Below are 21,686 nucleotides of genomic sequence, written 5' to 3' on the forward strand. Positions count from 1 at the left end.
TCACTGACATCGAAAAGGTTCTAATAAGGGACCTTACATAGGAATAAAACAGATGTGTGGAATTGTTGGCGCAGTAGCGCAACGTGATATCGCTGAGATTCTGATCGAAGGTTTACGTCGCCTTGAGTACCGTGGCTACGACTCCGCTGGTTTAGCGGTAGTTGATAGTGAAGGTCATCTAACTCGCTTACGTAGGGTGGGTAAGGTTCATGCACTGTCTGATGCTGCTGAAAAGCAGGATTTACACGGTGGCACGGGGATAGCACATACCCGCTGGGCTACCCATGGGGAGCCGTCAGAGGCCAATGCACACCCTCATGTTTCTGACCATATATCAGTCGTGCATAACGGCATTATTGAGAATCATGAGCCGTTACGTGAATTATTAATTAGCCGTGGCTATCGTTTCAGCTCTGAAACTGACACCGAAGTTATTGCTCACTTAGTACATTGGGAGCAACAGCAAGGGGGGTCTTTGCTGGAAGTAGTGAAACGCGTGATCCCGCAATTACGTGGTGCATACGGTACTGTTGTGATGGATAGCCGTGATCCAAATCGTCTGATTGCTGCCCGTTCCGGTAGCCCGCTGGTGATCGGTTGTGGTGTGGGTGAAAACTTTATTGCTTCTGACCAGCTTGCTCTATTGCCAGTTACTCGCCGGTTTATCTTCCTGGAAGAAGGTGATGTGGTTGAAGTTACCCGCCGGAGCATCTCTATCTTTGATAAGCAGGGTAATGCCATTGAGCGTCCTGAAATCGAATCTCAGGTGCAATACGATGCGGGTGATAAAGGTATTTACCGCCATTACATGCAGAAAGAAATTTATGAACAGCCAATGGCGATTAAAAATACGCTGGAAGGCCGTTTAAGCCACGGGATGATTGATCTGTCAGAGCTTGGCCCAAAAGCTGATGCCTTGTTGGCAGAGGTTCAACATATTCAAATCATTGCCTGCGGTACATCTTACAACTCAGGGATGGTTTCTCGTTATTGGTTTGAGTCTTTAGCGGGTGTGCCTTGTGATGTCGAAATCGCCTCTGAATTCCGTTATCGCAAATCAGCTGTGCGTCCAAATAGCCTGTTGATCACTTTGTCACAATCTGGCGAAACGGCAGATACTCTGGCAGCTCTGCGTTTATCTAAAGAGTTGGGGTATTTAGGTTCACTGGCCATTTGTAACGTTGCTGGTTCTTCATTAGTTCGCGAATCCGATTTAGCGCTGATGACCAAAGCGGGTACCGAGATTGGTGTTGCTTCAACGAAAGCTTTTACCACTCAGTTGACCGTTTTACTGATGCTGGTGGGGCGTATAGGTAAGTTGAAAGGTGCCGATGCCAGCCTAGAGCACGATATTGTCCATGCGTTACAGGCATTGCCTGCTCGTATTGAACAGATGTTGTCTCTGGATAAAACCATTGAAGCGTTGGCTGAGGGGTTCTCTGATAAGCATCATGCACTGTTCCTTGGCCGTGGTGATCAATACCCGATCGCAATGGAAGGTGCGCTGAAGCTGAAGGAAATCTCTTATATTCACGCAGAGGCTTACGCTGCGGGTGAATTGAAGCATGGCCCATTGGCATTGATTGATGCGGATATGCCGGTCATTGTGGTAGCACCAAACAATGAATTATTGGAAAAACTCAAATCCAATATTGAAGAAGTTCGTGCCCGGGGTGGTTTGCTATACGTGTTTGCTGATCAAGATGCCGGGTTCACTGATAGCGAAGGGATGAAAATAATTCAGCTGCCACATGTAGAAGAAATTATTGCGCCTATCTTCTATACCGTACCGCTACAGCTACTGTCTTATCATGTCGCGCTGATTAAAGGTACCGATGTGGATCAGCCACGTAACTTGGCAAAATCAGTAACGGTTGAATAAGTTGCTCTAAGATAGGGTATTAACGAAAGAATAGCGTATTAACGAAAGCCGGCAAAATTGTCGGCTTTCTCATTTTATCTACGAATTATTAGCGAATTTTGCCCTGAAGGCTTCTCATATTTTGCTCAAGAGAAGAAATGCTTCTTTCCAATGAAGAAACGTTGCCTTGTAGGCTAGATATCTGGCTTTTGTACTGTGAGGCTTGCTGGCTCAGGTCACTAAAGCCACATCGCTATAGACTAATTCTCCTGTCCGGCTATCTCATGCGACTATGGCACTACCTTGGTCTGAATAGCTCAATTATTGAGCTTGCAGACTAGAAGTGCTAATAAATAACAAGCTTGCCGCTATTGGTAATATGACCATTTTTTTCATTTATGACACCTTTATTGTGTTCGGTCTTTAAACAGATTAAGTATAAAAACATATATTAATCATAATGTTATTTATATTAACGTCAGTTGTCATATAACTGTAATAATTCATACATTTTTCTGTCATTAAACTGTCCTATTTTCCCTCCTGCACCATACTTGATCTGATGAAAACAATTTATACACTTCGTACTTGAAGCCGCAGGGTTGTTAGCGATGTTCACTCCTCGAATCACTTACTTACCTGAGTAAGTTTCCTGGGATTCATTTGCTGCCCACCAGCAACACCAAGTTCGTTGGGTAAAGAGTTAATTCTAATATCCCATTAGGAGGGATTATGAAACTGATGCGTACCACCGTAGCCAGCATTGTGGCAGCGACTTTATCTATGACTGCTGTATCCGCGTTCGCTGCTGCAAGCCTGACAGGTGCAGGTGCGACATTCCCCGCACCGGTGTATGCCAAGTGGGCAGATTCTTATCAGAAAGAAACAGGTAACAAAATTAACTATCAAGGTATCGGTTCTTCCGGTGGCGTGAAGCAAATTATTGCCAATACTGTTGATTTTGGTGCTTCTGATGCACCATTAACAGATGAAAAACTGGCTACTGAAGGTTTGTTCCAATTTCCGACCGTGATTGGCGGTGTGGTGTTAGCCGTGAATATCCCAGGCATTAAATCCGGTGAACTGACATTAGACGGTAAAACGCTGGGTGATATCTATCTGGGCAATGTGAAAAAGTGGAATGATCCTGCGATTGTTAAGTTGAACCCAGGCGTTAAATTACCGGATCAAAACATTGCTGTTGTACGTCGTGCAGACGGCTCTGGTACCTCATTTGTTTTCACCAGCTACTTGGCTAAAGTGAACGCAGAATGGAAAGAGAAAATCGGGGCTGGCTCTACCGTGAACTGGCCAACCGGTTTAGGTGGTAAAGGTAACGACGGTATTGCTGCTTTTGTTCAGCGTCTGCCTGGCTCAATTGGCTATGTGGAATACGCTTACGCGAAACAAAATAATCTGGCTTACACTAAACTGATTTCAGCAGATGGGAAGCCCGTTAGCCCAACTGAGCACAGCTTTAGCTCTGCGGCAAAAGGTGTGGACTGGAGCAAATCATTTGCTCAGGACTTAACCAATCAAAAAGGTGATGATGTTTGGCCAATTACCTCAACGACCTTCATTTTAGTGCATAAAGAACAGAAAAATGCCGCTAATGGCACTGAAGTATTGAAATTCTTTGACTGGGGTTACACACACGGCGCTAAACAAGCTAACGAACTGGATTATGCAACATTACCAGCGGAAGTTGTTGAACAAGTACGCGCAGCTTGGAAAACTCAGATTAAAGATAGTAGCGGTAAGCCAATCTTCTGATTTACTTGCAACGAGTGATTTATAAAATATTGATTCAATATTATACCCAAAGTAATTGGAGTCGCAGGTAAGCAGCAAGTGAACGCATCCCGATGAGCTTACTTATTTTAAGGTCAAGACCAGTAAGTTTTAAGGTCAATACCAGTAAGTGATTCGGGGCGTGAACGTAGCTAACACACCTGCGGCTTCAAGCGCGAAGGGAATAACACCCTGATGAGAAGAGAGTCTATGGCTGTCTACAAGCCGACGATCAAAGCACCGAGTAAATACGGTGACATCATTTTCAGTGCGCTGGTAAAACTGGCTGCGCTGATTACGCTATTTCTGTTGGGCGGCATTATCATTTCATTGATTGTTGCTTCCTGGCCAAGTATAGAAAAGTTTGGTTTTGCTTTTCTCTGGACCAAAGAGTGGGATCCACCAGCTGAACAGTTTGGTGCATTGGTGCCAATTTACGGCACAATAGTCACCTCGTTTATTGCCCTGATTATTGCCGTTCCTGTCAGTTTTGGTATTGCTTTGTTCTTAACGGAACTGGCACCAAACTGGTTAAAACGGCCTTTGGGAGTCGCGATTGAGTTGTTAGCGGCGATCCCAAGTATTGTTTACGGTATGTGGGGCCTGTTTGTCTTTGCTCCATTATTTGCCCGCTATTTTCAAGAGCCTGTTGGTAACGTGATGTCCGGTATTCCAATTGTTGGGACACTGTTCTCCGGCCCTGCATTCGGCATCGGTATTTTGGCTGCAGGCATTATTTTAGCCATCATGATTATTCCTTACATTGCGGCAGTCATGCGCGATGTCTTTGAACAAACGCCCGTGATGATGAAAGAGTCCGCTTATGGCATTGGCTGTACCACTTGGGAAGTTATCTGGCGCATTGTGCTGCCCTACACCAAGAATGGGGTTATCGGCGGTGTGATGTTGGGTCTTGGCCGTGCATTAGGTGAAACCATGGCGGTGACATTTATTATCGGTAACACCTACCAGCTCGATAGTTTCTCACTGTTTATGCCTGGTAACAGTATTACCTCTGCGTTAGCTAATGAATTTGCAGAAGCTGAATCTGGCTTACATACCGCCGCGTTAATGGAATTGGGCCTTATTTTGTTCGTTATTACCTTTATCGTACTGGCTTTATCTAAGTTAATGATTATGCGTCTGGCTAAGAACGAGGGGCGTTAACATGGTGACCATGGATATGCGAAGTGATGCGACGCTGATGGAGAGCCGCCGCAAAAAGCAGGCTTGGCGTCGCCAAAAGAACCGGATTGCCTTGGTGCTTTCAATGGTAACTATGCTATTTGGTTTGTTCTGGTTGATATGGATTTTATTCTCCACGGTCACCAAAGGTATTGATGGGATGTCTCTGGCGTTGTTTACCGAGATGACACCGCCGCCAAATGCTGCGGGTGGTGGTTTAGCGAATGCCATCGCCGGTAGTGGGTTATTAATCCTGTGGGCAACAGTTATAGGTACCCCGCTTGGGATCATGGCAGGAATTTATCTGGCGGAATATGGCCGTAAATCGTGGCTGGCAGAAGTTACCCGCTTTATTAATGACATCTTATTATCAGCGCCGTCTATCGTTGTTGGTCTGTTTGTTTACACCATTGTGGTCGCCAAGATGGAGCACTTTTCTGGTTGGGCCGGGGTGATTGCACTGGCGCTGTTACAAGTGCCGATTGTTATCCGCACCACAGAGAACATGCTGAAATTGGTGCCTGATAGCCTGCGAGAAGCGGCTTATGCATTGGGGACACCCAAATGGCGCATGATCTCTGCTATCACGTTGAAAGCCTCTGTTTCTGGTATTTTGACCGGTATTTTGCTGGCGATTGCACGTATTGCTGGTGAAACGGCACCTTTGCTGTTTACCTCGCTCTCCAACCAGTTCTGGAGTACCGATCTGACACGGCCTATTGCTAACTTACCAGTCACTATATTTAAGTTTGCTATGAGTCCGTTTGCTGAATGGCAGAGTCTGGCTTGGGCAGGGGTGTTATTGATCACCTTGTGTGTTCTGTTACTGAATATTCTGGCCCGGGTTATTTTCGCTAAGAAAAAATACTAATTAGCTAAGAAAAATACCGATTCGCCAATAAATTCCAAAATGCCGCTTCGGCGGTATTGGCTAAAAGAGAGAAGTCTTGATGAGTATGGCTACTGACGTTACCAACAGTAAAATTCAGGTTCGCGATTTGAACTTCTACTATGGCAAATTCCATGCACTGAAGAATATTTCGTTGGATATTGCCAAGAATCAGGTCACTGCGTTCATCGGCCCGTCAGGTTGCGGTAAATCTACTCTACTGCGTACTTTCAATAAAATGTACCAGCTGTATCCGGAACAGCGGGCGGAAGGTGACATCTTATTAGATGGCCAGAATATTCTAACTGATAAACAAGATATTGCTTTGCTACGGGCAAAAGTCGGTATGGTTTTCCAAAAGCCGACTCCGTTCCCGATGTCGATTTACGATAACATCGCTTTTGGTGTCAAATTGTTCGAGAGTTTATCTCGCACCGATATGGATGAGCGGGTGCAATGGGCGTTGACCAAAGCAGCGCTATGGAATGAGACCAAAGATAAGTTGCACCAGAGCGGTTATAGCTTATCGGGTGGGCAACAGCAGCGTCTGTGCATTGCTCGTGGTATCGCCATCCGCCCTGATGTATTACTGTTGGATGAGCCTTGCTCGGCGCTTGACCCGATCTCTACCGGCCGTATTGAAGAGCTGATTAGTGAATTGAAATCGGACTATACGGTTGTGATTGTAACGCACAATATGCAGCAAGCTGCTCGCTGTTCAGATCATACGGCATTTATGTATCTGGGAGAGCTTATTGAATTCAGTGATACCGATACCCTGTTTACTGCGCCACGGCAAAAACAGACCGAAGATTATATCACTGGCCGCTATGGTTGATTGCCTTATTACTGGGCTACTGCACATAGGCAACTACATTCATTACGCCTACTGCCTTTGGGATAGGCCATACGTACGGGAAGTATCATGGATAATCTGAATCTGAGTAAACATATTTCCGGCCAGTTCAATGCAGAACTTGAACATATCCGCACCCAAGTTTTAACTATGGGGGGGTTGGTGGAACAACAATTATCTGATGCGATCACCGCCATGCATAATCAAGACGGCGAACTGGCAAAGCGGGTAATTGCAGGGGATAAAAAGGTCAATATGATGGAAGTGGCTATCGATGAAGCCTGTGTGCGCATCATTGCCAAACGTCAGCCAACAGCCAGTGATCTACGGTTAGTGATGGCTATCATTAAGACCATTTCCGAATTAGAGCGTATCGGTGATGTGGCCGATAAAATCTGCCGCACAGCATTGGAAAAATTCTCTCATCAACATCAGCCGCTGTTGGTCAGCCTGGAGTCTTTGGGGCGTCATACGGTGCAAATGCTACATGATGTCCTGGATGCATTTGCTCGGATGGATCTGGATGAAGCCATCCGGATTTATCGTGAAGACAAAAAGGTCGATCAAGAATATGAAGGCATCGTACGTCAGTTGATGACATATATGATGGAAGATCCGCGAACTATCCCAAGTGTGTTAACTGCACTGTTTTGTGCTCGCTCCATTGAGCGTATCGGTGACCGCTGTCAGAATATTTGCGAATTTATCTTCTACTTTGTTAAAGGGCATGACTTCCGCCACCTTGGTGGCGATGATTTAGAGAAATTGCTTTCTGGTAAGACTGAATAATAATATTTAACCCCGGTCAGGCTGCTGTCTTGACCGGTTTTTTTATCCATTTCTTGTTATTAATATCCCAACCTTCTTACTATTAATTATAATACATTTAATCTCTGTTTATACTTATAATTGACAATTATCACACATAGTGCGATGGTTATTTTTTATTGTTATTAGTCATTTTTATTAATAGGAAGTATACCTTCCTCACACAGGAAAATTTAATTCCTAAATTATTTTTTGAGTGTGTTATTTATTAAAAATAATGACCAATGTATTGTTAAGCAGGGCAGGATAGAAAAAATGAGCTTTTATATACGCAAGAACACGGTGCTTAGCCTCTTGTGGGGTCTGTGGATTGCGGCTTTAGTGGCCCATATCATCTACGATTTATTTTTCTATTTATTTATCGTTCCTGCATTATTCCTCATCTTTACAGTGATTAACGTTATGTTTAAAAAGAAAATAAATAGTAATAATGAAGGTTCTTCTATCGTAAATATCCCTGACCAAACCAGTATGCCATTATCTAATACCTCACAGGATCATGCTAAAAACAATACTATTATTGCCGCAGGTACACAGTTGAAAGGTAATATTAATCTGGATGGTGATATTCAGATTTACGGTGTAGTGATGGGGGATATCATCGTCAATGAAGGTTCAATCAGATTAATGCGTAGTGGGCAGATTGAGGGAAATTTAACTGCCCCTCATATTACGGTTGATGGCAGGGTTGAAGGGGTCTGTATTTCTGATGATCTGGAAATTCTGGAACATGGGCGCTTAAAAGGTATCGTGAAAGGCAGTAATTTCTCAATCAAAAAAGGCGGTATTTTTGTTGGTCAGTCGGAGATTACGGAAGAACCGGTTAGCCAAGTTAAGAGTAAAGCTAAGCCAATTATCGCGATAAGTCAGGAAAAGACTAAAGTAGAGGACCTCGCTGTCGGCCAGCACAGCAGTAAATAATACTGTCTTATAACATATGCGAATAATTGTTAGTGAGCAGTGAGCAGTGCATGGGGTATCCCTCTCGCCCTAATTAACTACTGGTCACTAACTGTCCACTGATGCTTATTTTTGAGTGACGCGGCTAGTTTGATGCATACCTAACGTTTCTTAATATGAAAATTCAGAAATATATGTTTCTTAAACAATAGTGAGACACCTAAGTTACTGCTTTATTGCCGCTCTACGGCCTTGTCTCACATTTCCCAATGTAGTCAGATTAACTCATTGAGATTAATTAGTTATAAACATATCGTTTTATATTATTTCCTGACCTAACACGGAGTTGGTAGCGTATACACAACGTAATACCTCATCTCTTTAGGAGTTTTCCCATGAAACAGGGTCTTTCCATAAAAAAAAGCGCAATAGCATTAACGCTATTCGCTGGTCTGGCTATACTTTCCGGCGCTGCTTACGCTGATAAGTTGGATGATATCAAGCAAGCGGGCGTGGTAAGGATTGCGGTTTTCGATAGCAATCCCCCGTTTGGTTATATCGACCCACAGACTAAAAAGCTGGTGGGATACGATGTTGATGTGGCTAATGCTATTGCTAAGGATTTAGGGGTGAAAGTGGAATTACGGGCGACCAACCCGGCGAACCGTATTCCATTACTGGTCTCTAAAAAAGTTGATTTGATTGCTGCCAACTTCACTATTACTGATGAACGGGCCAAGGAAGTGAACTTCAGCTTGCCCTATTTTGCTACTGGCCAAAAATTTATTGCCCGCAAAGGTGTATTAAAAACACCAGAAGATATTGGTAAGTTACGTATTGGTGCAGACAAAGGCACGGTACAGGAAATTACTTTGCGTGAGCATTATCCAACCGCGAAAGTGATCTCTTACGATGATACACCGCTGGCATTCACCGCCTTACGTAATGGTAACGTCCAAGCTATCACGCAGGATGATGCAAAATTAGTGGGCCTGCTGGGTAACATCCCCGAGGCGCAAAAAGCAGATTTTGAGATTTCACCTTTTAGTATCACCAAAGAGTATCAGGGCGTTGGTATTCCTAAAGGTGAAGACCGCTTAATAGCAGCGGTCAACGAGACACTGATTAAGCTGGAGAAAGACGGTGAAGCAGTAAAAATTTATGATCGCTGGTTTGGACCGGAAACCAATTCAGCACAACCGCGTGGCGAGTTTAAATTTGCCCCGTTAGACCAGCAGCCTAAAGCGTAACTTATCCCCCTTAGTTCTTCGCGTTGCAGGGGCCGATTGCCTACCTGCAGCGCCAATGACTTTGGGTATCAGTACGGTAATGTGTCGGTATGTTAAGTTACGGAGTAAAAATAAGATGGATTTTATTGTGTACTTAAAAACTCATTATATTAGAGCATCAGATGGATATAGATATAAAAGCCTATGAATCTATACCATCTGACAGATTGGCTATTAGCCCCGCAATATCTTGGTTGGTTGTGGGATGGTTTTCTACTGACGTTGTGGATTTCCGCCTGTACGGTAGTGGCTGCCACGTTATTGGGCTTTTTGCTGGCCGCGGCCAGAGACAGTGAGTTAAAAGCCTTGAAAGGCTTTGCTATTGGCTACAGCGCCTTATTCAGAAATACTCCTCTGCTGATCCAATTATTCTTTTGGTACTTTGCTGCCAGCCAATTCCTGCCAGCTTCTTGGATCCCTTGGCTCAATACTCCTCATCAAATTACGGTTGCCGGGTTAACCCTGGCCTGGCCCTCTTTTGAGTTTTTAGCTGGTTTTGTCGGGTTGACACTCTATTCCACCGCATTTATTGCCGAAGAGCTGCGTGCGGGCATCAGCGGCGTAGCCAGAGGGCAGAAATATGCTGCACATGCGCTGGGGCTTACGGGGTGGCAATCGATGCGGTATGTGGTTTTGCCGCAGGCTTTGAAAATAGCCATGCCTCCGTTGCTGGGCCAATATATGAATATTATTAAAAACTCTTCATTGGCAATGGCTATTGGCGTGGCTGAACTCTCCTATGCTTCCCGCCAGGTTGAAACTGAAACATTACGGACATTTCAGGCATTCGGAGTTGCAACCCTATTGTATATTTTCACCATTGCGCTAATTGAGGCTTGGGGTATGTGGCGTCAACAGCGAACTGTCGTCCGAGGGCACTGAGATGGATTTTACCATTATCGTTGATAACTGGCGTTATCTGCTGTGGGGGACTTTCCCTGATGGCCCTCTGGGAGGGGCGGCATTGACCTTGGTGATCAGCATTATGGCTGGGGTAGCCTCAGCCGTATTAGGCACTGTGCTGGGCGTGGCATTGGCGATGTCCCGTGGTATCTGGGCGGGGATATTGGCCGCTATTTTGGGCTTCTTCCGTGCTATCCCGGTGATTATGTTGATTTTTTGGACGTATTTCCTGCTGCCGATCGTTTTTAGTGTGGATATACCTGAAATCACAACTGTAGTGTGTGCGCTGGCGTTAATTGCTTCTGCTTATCTGGCTCATGCGGTAAAGGCCGGGATTATGGCGATCGGTGCCGGGCAGTGGCAAGCGGGGCTGTCATTAGGTTTTAATCGCTGGCAGACATTGTGGTTTGTCGTATTGCCACAAGCGCTGCGCATGATGGTACCGTCCTTTATTAATCAATGGATATCATTGATTAAAGATACGTCGCTGGCTTATATCGTCGGGGTGAATGAGCTGACCTTTTTGGCTACACAGGTTAATAACCGCAGTATGGTTTACCCGATGGAGGTCTTCCTGTTTGTGGCGTTGGTCTATTTTGTTTTATGTCTGGCACTGGATCTGCTGGCTAACGGCCTTAATCGCCGCTTTAGCCCACAGCATGCCATTAAAAACCAAAGCGCCATGACACGTTCATGGCGCTGGTGGTTTAACAAGTTAACATTGCAATCGAGTTAATTGATTACAGGCAAATTAATCGCGGGTGATACGCCAGCCTCTTTCCTTCCACAAATCAGGCAGTTGCTGAATATCCGTAAAAGTAGTCACTAGCGGGTGGTTAATCGGTTGGTTGTGCGGATCGGCACAGTAATAAAACACCGGAATACCTGCGGCAATCCCGGCATGGGCACCTGCAGCGGAATCCTCAATCAAAATACAGCGCTCAGCGGCAACCTGCATATGTTCCGCGGCATGGTAAATCAGGGCCGGATCAGGCTTCCAGCGCTGAATATCATAGCTGCTATAAAGTCGGTCCTCAAAGAATGGCAGTAATCCGGTCAGGCCAAGCGAGTGCTGCATTTTGCTGACAGGCCCGTTGGATACCACGCAGACGGGCAACACGATTTGTTCTAACAGTGCTTTTGCACCGGAAATAGGCTGTAATTCGGCGTCGAATAAACGTGCAACTTCTGCACGATAGAGCTTCTCCAGTACCTCTATCGGTTGATCTAATCCATATTCTTTACAGACTATTCCAACAATTTCATACAGTTTTACGCCTTTAAAGCGTTTAATCACCTCTTCCAACGACAAGTGAATATCGTAGTGAGCAAACATCAGGACGTAAGCCTGGCAACACAGGACTTCGCTATCGACCAAGGTGCCGTCGCAATCGAACATGACGCATTGAATCTGATTCACGCAACTAATCCTTCAAAAAGATAGATATCAGTTAATCCCACTCTAACCATCCTAATAAATAAAGCGATGTTTATTAGCCTGTTAGTAATAAAATTAATATTTTCTTCTTAACTTAAAATTACAGAGTGATTAGCGATGCTGCATTGTCTTATCGCTGAGGTTAATCAGGTCATCGGGCTGGCGCGTTTGGCGCGAAAAAGAGACATTTATAAAAACCATAATAAAAAAGAGTGTGTTCACGCTCTAAACAAATGGTTTTTGTTATAGGATATGCCCCGACTATCACTCCCTTCAGCGGAACTCTTCGAATGAGTAAATCAAACCTTGATACCGAGCAGGGCCTGCTCGAACGTGTATTTAAACTGAAACAGCATGGCACCACAGCTCGTACTGAGCTGATTGCGGGTATCACGACTTTCTTGACCATGGTCTATATCGTATTCGTAAACCCGCAGATTCTCGGGGTTGCGGGTATGGATGTGCAGGCTGTGTTCGTGACAACCTGCCTGATCGCCGCATTTGGCAGCATTTTTATGGGCTTATTGGCTAACTTACCTGTGGCACTGGCACCGGCGATGGGGCTCAACGCTTTCTTCGCTTTTGTGGTGGTGGGGGCGATGGGTATTTCCTGGCAGGTCGGTATGGGCGCTATTTTCTGGGGGGCAATCGGTTTCCTTTTGCTAACCATTTTCCGCATTCGTTACTGGATGATAGCGAACATCCCACTGAGCCTGCGTGTGGGGATCACAAGTGGTATTGGCCTGTTTATTGCCATGATGGGGTTGAAGAATGCCGGTATCGTGGTCGCAAACCCAGATACACTGGTGGCGGTGGGTAATCTGACCTCTCACAGTGTACTGTTGGGTGCACTGGGTTTCTTTATTATCGCAGTCTTGGCTTCTCGTAATATTCACGCGGCAGTGCTGGTTTCTATTGTTGTCACCACACTGATTGGCTGGGCGTTGGGTGATGTGCATTACACGGGCATTTTCTCCATGCCGCCAAGTGTGACTTCTGTGGTTGGGCAGGTTGATTTAGCGGGCGCATTAAACATTGGTATGGCGGGTATCATTTTCTCCTTCATGCTGGTTAACCTGTTTGATTCATCCGGCACATTGATTGGTGTTACGGATAAAGCCGGTTTAACGGATCATAAAGGCAAGTTCCCGCGCATGAAACAAGCGCTGTATGTGGACAGTATCAGTTCTGTTGCCGGTGCTTTTATCGGTACTTCATCAGTGACCGCGTATATCGAAAGTTCTTCCGGGGTATCTGTTGGTGGACGTACTGGGTTAACTGCCGTTGTTGTCGGGATACTCTTCCTGCTGGTGATATTTATTTCTCCGTTGGCCGGTATGGTTCCTGCGTATGCAGCAGCGGGCGCGCTGATTTATGTTGGCGTGTTGATGACGTCTAGCCTGGCACGGGTGAAGTGGGATGATTTGACTGAAGCCGTTCCGGCCTTTGTCACGGCCGTCATGATGCCGTTCAGTTTCTCTATCACTGAAGGGATCGCACTGGGCTTTATCTCTTATTGCTTGATGAAATTAGGTACTGGCCGCTGGCGTGAAATCAGCCCTTGCGTAGTGGTAGTGGCGCTACTGTTTATGCTGAAAATTGCGTTTGTTGATCACTGATAATGGTGATTAATCCCGTTTGAATATTAAGTAAAAAACTCCCCCTCTCGGTGTATTAGGGTTGGGGGAGCTCTATTAATAAAAGCATTCGTTCAGGATAATAATTGCTTCGCCGCCATCAACCAGATAAGTGGGCATTGTTGAAGAAAGATTTCATTAATACGCTATGAGCGTATGCCTGTTGAATGACGCCAGTACCAATGAAGCTATCTTTTATTTGGAATATATATTATTAATGGGCTGGAGGGGGTAATGAACAATAAATACTTTAATATATTAGCATCAATAATATTGTTGTTAATAATAATCCCAATAGAATACCCAAGCTATAAATACATTAATTCATATATGGTTATGGCAAAGGAAATAACATTTTCTGCTTCTATTTTTATCGCTTTCTTATCAATTCCACTACTGATTTATGCTTTATTAAGCGGCCTTATTTACCTTGTTTCTGGTTGGCGGTTCAAATATGACTCACTTATTTGCAGATGTTTGTTAATAATATCCGTGATATCAGTAATCCTTAGTTTACCCATTTCTTTTTATGTTACCTACAAACTAAAACAGGATAACTACGTTGCTTGCGACAGAATATCATGGATGTCACCAAATAATTTCGTAAAACCCCCTGCGGTTTGCAATTGATATTTTTGATAACCCCAGTAAAAAGATGATCAACCTGCTGCGTGATAGTGACGCAGCAGGTTATTTGAGCAATAAACTGGAGCTTAACCCTGAATCAAGTTAGGGATTTTTACATCAGGGTTAACGTCTGCATCATAATCCACACCGTCGATACCGAAACCGAACAGATTTAGGAACTCTGATTTATAACCAACGAAATCAGTTAGCTGATAAATATTGTCGTTGGTAACCTGATCCCACAACTGCTGAACCTGATTTTGGACTTCAGGATCCAATTCTTTGTAATCAGCCCGCAGACGACCTTCTTGATCCATATGCGGTGAATCGCCGCACAGGCTGTCTTTATACAGGGAATAGACCTGCTCGATGCAGCCTTCGTGAGTGCCTTTCTCTTTCATCACTTTGAATAGCAATGATAAATACAGAGGCATCATTGGAATGGCAGAGCTGGCTTGGGTCACGACCGCTTTTAATACGGATACGCGAGCATCGCCACCGCCGTGAGCCGCCAGGCTCTCGCGGATAGCCAGCACCTTCTGGTCCAGATCTTTTTTGGCTGCGCCAATGGAACCGTTCCAATAAATATCATGAGTAATTTTTTCGCCCAGATAGGTGAATGCTGTCGTTTGCGCCCCTTCGGCCAGTACACCAGCTTCCAACAGAGCATCAATCCACATCTGCCAGTCTTCGCCACCCATGACGGCCACTGTACTATCGATCTCGCTTTGTGTTGCCGGTTGCAAGACCGATTCCTTGATAACTTCTTTATCGGTATCCAGACCGCGTAAATTAACTGCATTGCCGATAGGTTTCAGTGTCGAATTAAACACTTCACCCGTTTTAGGATGGGTGCGTCGTGGTGACGCAAGGCTATAGATAACCTGATCAACCTGACCCAGATCTTGCTTGATAGCATCGATAGTCAGTTGTTTGATCTCATCAGAGAACGCATCGCCGTTGATGCTTTTTGCGTACAAGCCTTTCTGTGCCGCAAATTTGTGGAAAGCCGCGCTATTGTACCAACCGGAGGTTCCGGGTTTACCTTCTTCACCGGGACGTTCAAAGAAAACGCCCAGTGTATCGGCGCCACAACCAAATGCTGCTGTGATCCGGGCTGCTAACCCGTATCCAGTTGACGCACCAATCACTAATACTCTTTTAGGACCATTAGCGATTGGGCCTTCTGTTGTGACGTAGTCGATCTGCTTCTTGACGTTGGCTTCACAGCCCGTCGGATGAGCTGTCACACAGATAAAGCCGCGTACACGTGGTTTTATAATCATGGGAACCTCAATTTATGAAACGAGTAATTATCCCCGTCATACTTCAAGTTGCATGTGCGTTAGCCGCTTTCCTACAACTTGAATTATTTAGGGTATCTCTTGAATTATTTAGGGTATACAACGTTAAGTGTTCAATTCACTGCTAGACCCATAGAGTAAGGTTATCAAAATTAGCGATAACTGGTGCTAGCTTTATGGTATTACACTCATTTTCCGATACAGAAACTGGAAAAAATCCTCCCCAGTAAGTCATCAGAACTAAATTCACCGGTAATTTCACTCAATGACTGTTGTGCTAAACGCAGTTCTTCTGCCAGTAATTCACCAGCGTAAGCGCTCACTAACTGTTCGTGGCCTTGTACCAAATGCTTAGCAGCCGTCTCCAGCGCCTGTAAATGGCGACGTCGAGCCAGGAAACCGCCTTCAGTGTTGCTGGTAAAGCCCATACTTTGTTTTAAATGGTCACGCAGCAGGTCAATGCCTTCTCCGGTGCGTGCCGACAGGCGAATAAGTGAGTGACCATTTACTTCGGTCAGCCCCAGCGTTTCACCTGTTATATCTGCTTTATTGCGTACCACAGTGATTGGCAGCGTTGCCGGTAAGCGAGCCATAAATTCTGGCCAGATAGCTGCAGGCTCGGTGGCATCGGTGGTGGTGCCATCCACCATAAACAATACACGGTCGGCCTGTTCAATCTCGTTCCACGCGCGTTCGATACCAATGCGCTCAACTTCGTCATTGGCCTCCCGCAACCCTGCGGTATCAATGATATGTAAAGGCATCCCATCAATATGAATATGTTCCCGTAAAACATCACGGGTCGTACCCGCGATATCCGTTACAATCGCCGCTTCACGGCCAGCTAACGCATTGAGTAAACTGGATTTACCGGCATTTGGACGGCCAGCAATCACCACTTTCATCCCTTCGCGTAGTAAGCTGCCTTGTCTGGCTTCAGTGCGTACCTGTTCCAGATCGGCCATGACGCCATTCAATTGGCCTTCTATTTTGCCATCAGAAAGGAAGTCAATTTCTTCATCTGGAAAATCAATGGCAGCTTCAACGTAGATTCTCAGGTGAGTAAGTGCTTCCACCAATTGATGGATACGCGCTGAAAATACGCCTTGCAATGAGTTCACTGCTGAGCGTGCTGCTTGCTCTGAACTGGCGTCGATCAGGTCGGCAATTGCTTCAGCCTGTGCCAAGTCCAGCTTATCGTTAAGGAAGGCACGTTCGGAAAACTCCCCAGGGCGGGCAATACGCAGCCCTGGCAGGGCCAGAATGCGTTTTAACAGTAAATCCAGTATCACTGGCCCACCGTGGCCTTGCAGCTCTAATACATCCTCGCCAGTGAAGGAATTTGGGCCGGGGAAATAGAGAGCGATACCTTGATCCAGCGTACTGCCATCCGCGTCTTTAAACGGCAGATAATCGGCATAACGTGGCTTAGGTAATTTGCCTAGAACGGCGTGTGCAACCTCTGAGGCAGCACGACCTGAAACACGTAGAATGCCAACACCGCCACGACCAGGAGGCGTTGCTTGGGCCACGATAGTATCAGTGGTGCTCATGGTGATTTCTCTCTTTATCGATTATTTTTGCAACAATTCTGTATTATTTTTGCAAAAACCTGAAGGTAAAAAATCAGGCTTCTGTAAAAAGAATAAGGCGGTCATATTGACCGCCCTAAATACTAATGATTATCGCTGTGGGTTATTTTTTCTTCTCGCGGCTGTGTAAGCCACGTTTTTCCAGACCACGATAAATCAGCTGCTGTTGCAGGATGGTCACCAGGTTACTGACGATATAGTACAGCACCAGACCTGCCGGGAACCACAGGAAGAACACGGTGAAGATAACCGGCATAAAGGTCATGATCTTCTGCTGCATTGGGTCAGTCACGGTAGTTGGTGACATCTTCTGAATAAAGTACATGGTGATACCCATCAGAATTGGCAGAATGTAGTACGGGTCTTGTGCTGACAGGTCATGAATCCACAGAATGAATGGCGCATGGCGCAACTCAACAGAACTCATCAACATGTAGTACAACGCCAGGAAGATTGGCATCTGAATGATCAGCGGTAAGCAGCCACCCAGCGGGTTAACCTTCTCTGCTTTGTACAGCGCCATCATCTCCTGACTCATACGCTGCTTATCGTCACCGATACGCTCACGCATGGCGGCCAGTTTAGGCTGCAGCAAACGCATTTTCGCCATCGAGGTGTATTGCGCTTTTGTCAGCGGGTACATGATACCGCGCACGATAAAGGTAATAACGATGATGGAGAAGCCCCAGTTACCCACAAAGCTGTGGATAAACTTCAGCAGTTTGAATAGTGGCTGAGAAATGAACCACAACCAACCATAATCAACAGTCAGGTCCAGATGTGGCGCAATTTCCGCCATTTTATTCTGAATCTCTGGGCCAATCCACAGTGTGGCACTCAGTTGTTTCTGTTCACCGGGTTGGATAACAACAGGCGCACCTTTGAAACCAATTGCGGCAAGGCCGTTACCTAACTCAGCAGAGTAGAAGGTGTTGGTTTCGTTAGCCGCTGGGATCCATGCTGTGGCGAAATACTGCTGCAACATAGCGACCCAGCCACCTTTGGTGGTGATGTCCATATTTTTGTCTTCGATGTCACTAAAGCTATATTTCTTATATTTAGTTTCATCAGAAGAGTAAGCCGCACCACGATAAGTCTGTAGCGCAAAGTTATTGCTACCGGTATCACGCTTTTTAGGCAAGTTGATGCTTTGCTTCAATTGACCAAACAGCGTCAGCTCCAGCGGGGCAGCGGAGGCGTTGTTAACGTGATAATCCACGCCGATGGCGTAATCGTTACGTTTCAGCACGAAAGTCTTAATGAAAACAGAGCCATCTTTACTTGTGAAGGTTAATGGAATGCGCAGTTCATCCTGACCATCTGCCAGAACAAAGCTGGTTTGTGGCACTTCAAACAAAGGACGGTCGCCATTCGCTGGGTTATCCGGGCCATTTTTGCCTGTCAGACCACTTTGTGCCTGATAAACGAAACTTGGAGTGGTTTCCAGTAATTCGAACGTATTACTTGAACCCAAAGTATCTGGGTAAGCCAGGAGATTAGCCTGCTCAATGTCACCGCCTCGGGTATTAATAGTCAGAGACAGCACATCAGTTTTTACAGTGATCAGTTGACCTTGACCGCTGCCTGGCACAGCCTGGCTTGCTTTATCACCGGTAGCGGTATTCGTAGTCTGTTGCGTGGTCTGAGCGGTTGGTTGTGGATTGTTATCCACTTGCCAAGCTTGCCAGATCATGAAAGACACGAACAGCAGAGCGATGAGTAGAAGATTGCGTTGCGAATCCATCGTTAGTGTTCTCTGTTATCGTCGAGTTTCGGCGGCACGGGATCATCGCCACCTGAGTTCAAAGGGTGGCATTTTAATACGCGTTTCAGTGTTAACCAACTGCCTTTTATCATGCCAAACCTGCGCAATGCCTCAATTCCGTAATGAGAGCATGTCGGATGGAAACGGCAACGCGGCCCCAGCAACGGACTGATTACGAGCTGATAGCCCCTAATCAGCCCGATCAGGATGCGGGAGCCTGGCGACAGTGGCGACGCCATAATTTTTCCAAAGCTTCCGTCAACGCACGGTTATCGAGGTCAGCCACACCTTTTTTTACCAAAACGACAAAATCCATAGACGGTAACGTATGCTGATGTAAACGGAAGCTTTCGCGGGTTAAGCGCTTTATCCGATTACGTTCATGAGCACGTTTGACATGTTTTTTTGCGACGGTAAGACCGATGCGGGGATGCCCCAGCTCGTTCAGGCGGCCGAGGATAGTAATTTGCGGCGTGCCAGCCCGTTGTGGTTGCTGGAAGACGAAAGTGAAATGACTGGGAGTTAACAAACGTAACTCCCTAGGAAATGCTAGCTTAACCACTGAGATGGTTAGCTTTTATTACTTAGAAACAGTCAGACGAGAACGGCTTTTCGCACGACGGCGAGCCAGAACTTGACGACCATTTTTTGTGGCCATACGAGCACGGAAACCGTGGCTACGGTTGCGCTTCAATACGGACGGTTGGAAAGTGCGTTTCATAGCGATTTCTACCTAAACTTAAAATAATTACTGATTCAGTAAACGCGTTTGGCTGCTCGGAGTGAAGACCACCGACGCCTCAATCGCAACATATAAAGAAGCGGGATTGTAATAATTGTACAGTCCCGAGTCAATTGACATCGCGTCTGCCGCTTAGAAGTTTTCTAAACGGGGAGTTTACCAAGAGCCTGCCTGCCCGTGTTTACCGCTGGATTCCCTTTAGCTATCGCTATTAAGAACACAGGCATCACACGTAGGGCTGAGGATTATACGGACTCCCTGCCAAAGCGCAAGGATCGCGGTGAGATCCTTTACAGATTAAAAGAGATCCATTGCCGGAATAAGGGGAAGGTGACACCAGTATATTCCGAAATATTTATGGATCTTTAACGATGAGGCCACGAAAATCGATCTACTGGGTTACACTCATTGCAGAAGTAACAGCCTGTGGATAAAAAGGATCTAATCTGTGAGGAAGGAGAGGATCTATTGCTCCTTTTGCGTTATGATCCGCCATTCCGATCGCTTCCCCTACTCTGGGATCGTGGGGGAATGTGAGTCGTAAAAAATCAGCAGTAAAAAAACAACTGTAAAAAACAGTTCGCATGTCACCTTGGCTTGCTACAGGCCATATGGCGTGTGTCAAAACGATGAGTTACAAAATATCCTGATTTCTTTCTTTTTATTGATCTTGTTCGAGTGGAGTCCGCCGTGTCACTTTCGCTTTGGCAGCAGTGTCTTGCCCGATTGCAGGATGAGTTACCTGCCACAGAATTTAGTATGTGGATACGCCCCCTACAGGCAGAACTGAGTGACAATACTCTGGCGCTTTACGCACCTAATCGTTTTGTACTGGACTGGGTCCGCGATAAGTACTTAAACAATATCAATGGCTTACTTAATGATTTTTGTGGCGCAGAGGTCCCTTTACTGCGTTTTGAGGTAGGGAGTAAACCTGCGGCAAGAGCACACAATAATCCAGTTACAGCCAGCGTGAGTACGCCTGTTGCTCCGGTTACCCGCAGTGCACCTATGCGCCCGAGCTGGGACAACTCACCCGCTCAGCCAGAACTTTCTTACCGCTCTAATGTGAATCCAAAACACACATTTGATAACTTTGTTGAAGGTAAATCTAACCAGTTGGCCCGTGCTGCCGCCCGTCAGGTAGCCGATAACCCAGGTGGTGCCTATAACCCGTTATTCCTTTATGGCGGTACAGGCTTGGGTAAAACCCATCTGCTACACGCGGTGGGGAACGGCATTATGGCCCGTAAAGCCAATGCTAAAGTGGTCTATATGCATTCCGAGCGTTTTGTGCAAGATATGGTCAAAGCCTTGCAAAATAATGCTATCGAAGAGTTTAAACGCTATTATCGTTCGGTTGATGCTTTATTAATCGATGATATTCAATTTTTTGCCAATAAAGAGCGTTCTCAGGAAGAGTTTTTCCACACCTTTAATGCGTTGCTGGAGGGGAATCAGCAGATCATTTTGACCTCAGATCGCTATCCAAAAGAGATCAATGGGGTGGAAGATCGTCTGAAGTCGCGCTTTGGTTGGGGGTTGACGGTCGCCATTGAGCCACCAGAGCTGGAAACGCGTGTAGCGATCCTAATGAAGAAAGCGGATGAAAATGATATTCGCTTACCGGGAGAGGTCGCGTTCTTTATTGCCAAGCGTCTGCGTTCCAATGTGCGTGAATTGGAAGGGGCATTGAACCGTGTGATCGCCAATGCCAATTTTACTGGTCGCGCTATCACGATTGATTTTGTTCGCGAAGCCCTGCGTGATTTGTTGGCGTTGCAAGAAAAGCTGGTCACTATCGATAATATTCAAAAGACTGTTGCTGAATATTATAAAATTAAGGTCGCTGACCTGCTCTCCAAACGGCGTTCCCGTTCGGTTGCCCGCCCTCGCCAAATGGCAATGGCACTGGCAAAAGAGCTAACCAACCACAGCCTGCCTGAAATCGGCGATGCGTTTGGTGGCCGCGACCATACCACGGTGTTGCACGCTTGCCGGAAGATTGAGCAATTGCGTGAGGAAAGTCACGACATCAAAGAAGATTTCTCTAACTTAATCAGAACATTATCCTCCTAG

The 21,686-nt window shown here is 45.9% G+C and carries 20 protein-coding genes; 13 read left to right on the top strand and 7 right to left on the bottom strand.

Features of this window, described 5'->3' with window-relative positions:
* Window positions 1-52: 52 nt before the first annotated feature.
* From glmS to AC971_RS17730, 10 genes are all read left to right on the top strand, one after another.
* Window positions 53-1,882 carry a glutamine--fructose-6-phosphate transaminase (isomerizing) gene (gene glmS / locus AC971_RS17685; RefSeq protein WP_025381971.1) on the top strand — a complete coding sequence of 610 codons (1,830 nt, stop codon included), beginning with the start codon at window positions 53-55 and terminating at the stop codon, window positions 1,880-1,882.
* A gap of 711 nt (window positions 1,883-2,593) precedes the next feature.
* Window positions 2,594-3,634 (top strand): phosphate ABC transporter substrate-binding protein PstS, encoded by a 1,041-nt coding sequence (pstS, locus tag AC971_RS17690; protein ID WP_025381970.1) that lies wholly within the window; start codon window positions 2,594-2,596, stop codon window positions 3,632-3,634.
* Window positions 3,635-3,862: 228 nt separating this feature from the next.
* On the top strand, window positions 3,863-4,819 hold the full coding sequence (gene pstC / locus AC971_RS17695; protein WP_025381969.1) for a phosphate ABC transporter permease PstC: 957 nt from the start codon (window positions 3,863-3,865) through the stop codon (window positions 4,817-4,819).
* Between the two features lies 1 nt (window position 4,820).
* The gene (pstA, locus tag AC971_RS17700) at window positions 4,821-5,708 is read left to right on the top strand and encodes a phosphate ABC transporter permease PstA (protein WP_025381968.1); all 888 of its coding nucleotides are present in this window, start codon (window positions 4,821-4,823) and stop codon (window positions 5,706-5,708) included.
* 79 nt (window positions 5,709-5,787) lie between these two features.
* Window positions 5,788-6,564, top strand: coding sequence for a phosphate ABC transporter ATP-binding protein PstB (gene pstB, locus AC971_RS17705; protein ID WP_025381967.1), 777 nt, complete (start codon window positions 5,788-5,790; stop codon window positions 6,562-6,564).
* 87 nt (window positions 6,565-6,651) lie between these two features.
* On the top strand, window positions 6,652-7,371 hold the full coding sequence (phoU, locus tag AC971_RS17710; protein ID WP_025381966.1) for a phosphate signaling complex protein PhoU: 720 nt from the start codon (window positions 6,652-6,654) through the stop codon (window positions 7,369-7,371).
* Window positions 7,372-7,665: 294 nt separating this feature from the next.
* Window positions 7,666-8,331, top strand: coding sequence for a bactofilin family protein (locus tag AC971_RS17715; RefSeq protein ID WP_025381965.1), 666 nt, complete (start codon window positions 7,666-7,668; stop codon window positions 8,329-8,331).
* A 374-nt stretch (window positions 8,332-8,705) separates the two neighbouring features.
* Entirely contained in the window at window positions 8,706-9,560 is an 855-nt protein-coding gene (locus AC971_RS17720) for an ABC transporter substrate-binding protein (protein ID WP_025381964.1), read from the top strand.
* Between the two features lie 183 nt (window positions 9,561-9,743).
* Window positions 9,744-10,481 (top strand): amino acid ABC transporter permease, encoded by a 738-nt coding sequence (locus AC971_RS17725; protein ID WP_025381963.1) that lies wholly within the window; start codon window positions 9,744-9,746, stop codon window positions 10,479-10,481.
* 1 nt (window position 10,482) lies between these two features.
* Complete coding sequence (locus AC971_RS17730) at window positions 10,483-11,238, top strand: amino acid ABC transporter permease (RefSeq protein ID WP_025381962.1); 756 nt, start codon at window positions 10,483-10,485, stop codon at window positions 11,236-11,238.
* A gap of 15 nt (window positions 11,239-11,253) precedes the next feature.
* Here AC971_RS17730 and yieH read toward each other — a convergent pair whose 3' ends face one another.
* The gene (yieH, locus tag AC971_RS17735) at window positions 11,254-11,922 is read right to left on the bottom strand and encodes a 6-phosphogluconate phosphatase (protein WP_025381961.1); all 669 of its coding nucleotides are present in this window, start codon (window positions 11,920-11,922) and stop codon (window positions 11,254-11,256) included.
* A 308-nt stretch (window positions 11,923-12,230) separates the two neighbouring features.
* Here yieH and AC971_RS17740 point away from each other — a divergent pair, with 308 nt between their 5' ends.
* Both AC971_RS17740 and AC971_RS23405 read left to right on the top strand, forming a co-directional pair.
* Complete coding sequence (locus AC971_RS17740) at window positions 12,231-13,559, top strand: NCS2 family permease (protein ID WP_025381960.1); 1,329 nt, start codon at window positions 12,231-12,233, stop codon at window positions 13,557-13,559.
* 354 nt (window positions 13,560-13,913) lie between these two features.
* Window positions 13,914-14,207, top strand: a complete 294-nt coding sequence (locus tag AC971_RS23405) for a DUF1240 domain-containing protein (RefSeq protein WP_080984337.1) — start codon at window positions 13,914-13,916, stop codon at window positions 14,205-14,207.
* Between the two features lie 83 nt (window positions 14,208-14,290).
* On the opposite strand, the gene fabV is transcribed toward AC971_RS23405, so the two are convergent.
* From fabV to rpmH, 6 genes are all read right to left on the bottom strand, one after another.
* A complete protein-coding gene (gene fabV, locus AC971_RS17745) occupies window positions 14,291-15,490 on the bottom strand; it encodes an enoyl-ACP reductase FabV (protein WP_025381959.1) in 1,200 nt (399 codons plus the stop codon).
* Between the two features lie 206 nt (window positions 15,491-15,696).
* Window positions 15,697-17,061 (bottom strand): tRNA uridine-5-carboxymethylaminomethyl(34) synthesis GTPase MnmE, encoded by a 1,365-nt coding sequence (gene mnmE, locus AC971_RS17750; protein WP_025381958.1) that lies wholly within the window; start codon window positions 17,059-17,061, stop codon window positions 15,697-15,699.
* Between the two features lie 142 nt (window positions 17,062-17,203).
* On the bottom strand, window positions 17,204-18,844 hold the full coding sequence (gene yidC, locus AC971_RS17755; protein ID WP_025381957.1) for a membrane protein insertase YidC: 1,641 nt from the start codon (window positions 18,842-18,844) through the stop codon (window positions 17,204-17,206).
* Between the two features lie 2 nt (window positions 18,845-18,846).
* Window positions 18,847-19,104 (bottom strand): membrane protein insertion efficiency factor YidD, encoded by a 258-nt coding sequence (gene yidD, locus AC971_RS23410; RefSeq protein WP_002228756.1) that lies wholly within the window; start codon window positions 19,102-19,104, stop codon window positions 18,847-18,849.
* Window positions 19,068-19,427, bottom strand: coding sequence for a ribonuclease P protein component (gene rnpA, locus AC971_RS17760; protein WP_025380108.1), 360 nt, complete (start codon window positions 19,425-19,427; stop codon window positions 19,068-19,070). Before rnpA ends, yidD begins: the two co-directional genes overlap by 37 nt.
* A gap of 18 nt (window positions 19,428-19,445) precedes the next feature.
* Window positions 19,446-19,586 (bottom strand): 50S ribosomal protein L34, encoded by a 141-nt coding sequence (gene rpmH, locus AC971_RS17765; RefSeq protein ID WP_002220736.1) that lies wholly within the window; start codon window positions 19,584-19,586, stop codon window positions 19,446-19,448.
* 711 nt (window positions 19,587-20,297) lie between these two features.
* Between rpmH and dnaA the strand changes: the two genes are divergently transcribed.
* On the top strand, window positions 20,298-21,686 hold the full coding sequence (dnaA, locus tag AC971_RS17770) for a chromosomal replication initiator protein DnaA (protein ID WP_025381955.1): 1,389 nt from the start codon (window positions 20,298-20,300) through the stop codon (window positions 21,684-21,686).

This window comes from Yersinia similis, assembly GCF_001053095.1.
Lineage (GTDB): Bacteria > Pseudomonadota > Gammaproteobacteria > Enterobacterales > Enterobacteriaceae > Yersinia > Yersinia similis.